The organism is Flavobacterium sp. 40-81, assembly GCF_001898245.1.
GTDB classification, from domain to species: Bacteria; Bacteroidota; Bacteroidia; order Flavobacteriales; family Flavobacteriaceae; genus Flavobacterium; species Flavobacterium inviolabile.
The window spans coordinates 1-3,602 of record NZ_MKTM01000007.1 but is presented as its reverse complement, the minus strand read 5'-3'; the positions used below and the strand labels follow the sequence as shown (position 1 = coordinate 3,602).

Genomic DNA, 3,602 nt, shown 5'->3' with positions numbered 1-3,602 from the left:
GCTAACGAAAATTACCGCTATGGCTTCCAGGGACAGGAAAAAGATGATGAACTAAAAGGTGGCGAAGGGAATTCACTAAACTATACCTTTAGAATGCATGATCCTCGTGTGGGAAGGTTTTTAAGTTTAGATCCATTGGCTTCGCAATATCCGCATAATTCTCCTTTTGCTTTTGCTGAAAACCGCGTAATCGATGGGGTAGAATTAGAGGGGCTTGAATTTTTGAGTAAAGAAAAGGCAATGGTAGAGCTTCGTGATGGAGCTGTATACCTCAAGATTCAAAATTTCAGTAATATGACTCAAAATACTATCAAAAGAGTTAATAGTGAAGGGAAGGTTTCGATAAGGGCTAATGGTAATCAAATATTTGGTTATGATTCACAGGTAATTGGGGCGTTTTCAATTGCTCCAATATCTCAGAAAACCGATGGTCTTGGATTAGATGGATTATTGGCAGATTTCGGGACTATTGCTGAAGGAGGAACTGCTAAACCTTCTCGTGAAGCATATACTATAAGGATTCCTAGCGGTTACAACAAGTTTGGATTGGAAAGTAAACGATCACTCAGAAGGAATTTAAGAATTGGTGATTTGCCTTCGACAAATATTCCTCCAGCGATTAGAGGTACAGCGGGTGCAGCTTTGGTTATTGGCATCAGCACAGAAATATATAAGAATTACGCTATATTTACAGATGTTTTTGAAGAGCAAACTATAAATGAACAATCAAAACTCATTGCCGATGATGTGATGGGAGCTATTTCTTTAGCTATTAATACTGGCCTAATTGCAAAAGAAAATATTAACAATAAAGACATTTCAGATATTGCTAATGTAATATTGTTTGGAGGTAATGGGAATGAAGGAAAAGAAATTAGGAGAATTGGATTAGAGATTTATAATAATTTAACTTCTGAGGGGATGTCTAAACAAATGGATAATTATATATTCAAAGCTTTAAGAGATGTTAAACAACAGAATAGATTAGAAGGTTTAAGAGATGAAAGAAAAGAAGCTGTCAAGGTTCAAGACAATACAAGGACCACTAAATAAAGTAATTAGATTATGTATGGTTTTATCTCTTTTTACATTTGCTAATTGTAAAAATAATCAAGATAAAATATTAGGAGGAACTTGGTCAATAAAAGAAATCAGAGTTAATCAGAAAAATTTTTTACCATTTTTATATGTTAATACATTTGGTTTCCATTGTGAAGACAAATCAGCATGGTTTCATGCTTCTTATTTTTTTGAAAGTGATAAATTAGCAAATTGGGAAGTTGTAGAAAATAACGGAATTTTTGATTCAATTAAAATCAAATCAAAAATTAAAATTTACAATGATAGTTTTAAAATCAAGATTACCAAATCAACTGAAAGTGAACAGCTACACTTAATTATGGAATCTAAAAATGTTTATATTTCGGCATATAAGATTGTAGATGATTATTAGTTTAATATTTTAAATACAATCGAAATGACTCAATAGCACGGATTGCAAATCCGTGTCAACAAAAATCCTAACCGTAAAAAGTTAGGATTTTATATTTTTAGTATTATTCCACAAAGTGAGGAGGCTTTGCGCAACGGGAGAATATCGCTCAATGTCCATCTTCTGCTTGCATGTCCAAATCAAAAGATTCTATTTCACTAACACCAGCTTCAAAACTAATAATTTTAAGTCTTTTGGAATTAGAGATGATTTTTGCTTCCTTAATTTTAAATCTTTCACCATTATCTCTTAAAATATATTCAGCAAAACTCTTTTTCATTTTAATTTTCCCTTTAGAATCGATAATAAAATAACCTATCTCAGATACACACTTAAATTTATCATATTCATATTCATTCATGAAAAAAATAATTTTTCTATTGTCTTTTATTCTCCATGAATCAATAAAAAAAGAGTTGATGTTTTTCTTTTTTAAGCCATCAATAGAAGTTAGCACTTGTGAATTTGAGATTGGAGAACAATATTTTAATGGTATCAATTCTTTTTTAGATTTGAAAAAATCTTTATTGAAATTTAGATTCAAGTTTCTCTCGGGAATTGAATCCATTCCAGCATGTAAAGAGTCTGTCCCAAAATCCTCAGAGAAAACTTCTTCAGAGAAAATAAACCCATCCTCCTTTTTCATACCATCATACAATTTGCCTTTCCTTGAATAGGTTGTGGTTTCTGAGTTATTACTGTTTAAATTTTTAAATTCATAAAAGATATTTTTAAAAAGTAAACTATTAATTTTTGTTTCACTTTCAGGATAAGGATTAGCTAACAAATTAGTTCTAAGTAATCTGTTGTCATTAAATACTGATAGATAGATTTTTGTTTCTGCATTTCCTTTGTAATTACTAATATGTGTAAATATAAAACCTACGTATTTATCAAATACATTTATTTTACCATTTGCAAAAAATTTGTTATTAATAGTATCATTTGTTTTTATTAAACAACTTCCATCATCATCAATAATTATTTTTTGAAAAAGTGAATACGGAATTTCAGGGTGTCTTTTTATATCCAAAACAGATAAATCATCAAAAACCAAAGGAAATTCAAGTGGTTTAAATCTTTCTCCAAAAGCTAAAATATCCTCATTTTGCGATAATGTACTCAATGAGGTAAATAAAAATAAAAAATTAATTATTGTTCTCATGGATTTTGTTTTTTATAATCAGGATTCTCAATAACCATTCCATCTTCATCATTCGTAACTGATTTTAGCACATCGCCCGTAGTTTTAATTTCAGTTTTATAATCATAGCTATATGTAGCATTAACTGAGATGCCTCCAGTATTTTTTGGGTCATTTACAAAATTAATATTTGAACCTTTAAGTGGAGTATCTTGAATTAATTTTACATTATAACCACCTTTCTCAAAATTTGTTTTAAGTTCATTAATAAAATCTGTTTTAATATTTACAGCAACTATTTCTATTTCTAATGTAACAGCTACATTCAAAATCTTCTCCTCAGCTGTTCTTTCCCTTAGAGCAGAAAAATTTTTACCAAAAATATCATAATTAACAGTATATTCCCGTGTTACTGTTGAAGTCGTACCAACTTCTTTACGAGAATCATTAAAATTCTTGTTGTTTTTTATCTCATTTTTCAATAATTCATCGAATTGATTATAAAATCCACTAGCGTTTTTTTGAGTATTGGATATACTAAACTGCGCTCCGCCCAAGCTAATAAAAGCAACATTTTTTCTTTGTTTCGATAATAAAATATTACCTGTTGTTTCATGTCCTCCAAAAGACATAGCTTTCATATTTGATTCTACAGTTTTTATAACACCAAATTTAATTCGCTCATCATAAGTTACTTTTGAAGAATAGCTACTTGTTCCTGGAACCTGTTCTTTAGTTACTTTAAAAGATTCTAATCCTTCTAATTCAATTGCGTCAATTACACGATTTTCACTAAAAGCATAAGGGCTATTCCAAGGATAGCTTCTAAATAGCGGGTCAGGCGCAAAGAAACGTCCCACACGAGGATCATGCATTCTAAAGGTATAGTTTAGTGAATTCCCTTCGCCACCTTTTAGTTCATCATCTTTTTCCTGTCCCTGGAAGCCATAGCGGTAATTTTCGTTA

General features: G+C 30.3%; 4 protein-coding genes. 2 read left to right on the top strand and 2 right to left on the bottom strand.

What is annotated here, in order from left to right:
• Both BGO42_RS01375 and BGO42_RS01370 read left to right on the top strand, forming a co-directional pair.
• Positions 1-1,053: RHS repeat-associated core domain-containing protein (locus BGO42_RS01375; protein WP_502686353.1), on the top strand; the 1,053-nt coding region annotated here is incomplete at its 5' end.
• A gap of 16 nt (positions 1,054-1,069) precedes the next feature.
• A complete protein-coding gene (locus BGO42_RS01370; protein ID WP_273246537.1) occupies positions 1,070-1,453 on the top strand; it encodes a hypothetical protein in 384 nt (127 codons plus the stop codon).
• Positions 1,454-1,601: 148 nt separating this feature from the next.
• Here the strand turns inward: BGO42_RS01370 and BGO42_RS01365 are convergent, their stop codons facing one another.
• Both BGO42_RS01365 and BGO42_RS01360 read right to left on the bottom strand, forming a co-directional pair.
• On the bottom strand, positions 1,602-2,657 hold the full coding sequence (locus BGO42_RS01365) for a hypothetical protein (RefSeq protein ID WP_273246538.1): 1,056 nt from the start codon (positions 2,655-2,657) through the stop codon (positions 1,602-1,604).
• The coding region (locus BGO42_RS01360; protein ID WP_502686352.1) for an RHS repeat-associated core domain-containing protein at positions 2,654-3,602 on the bottom strand (949 nt) is incomplete at its 5' end. The genes BGO42_RS01365 and BGO42_RS01360, both read right to left, overlap by 4 nt.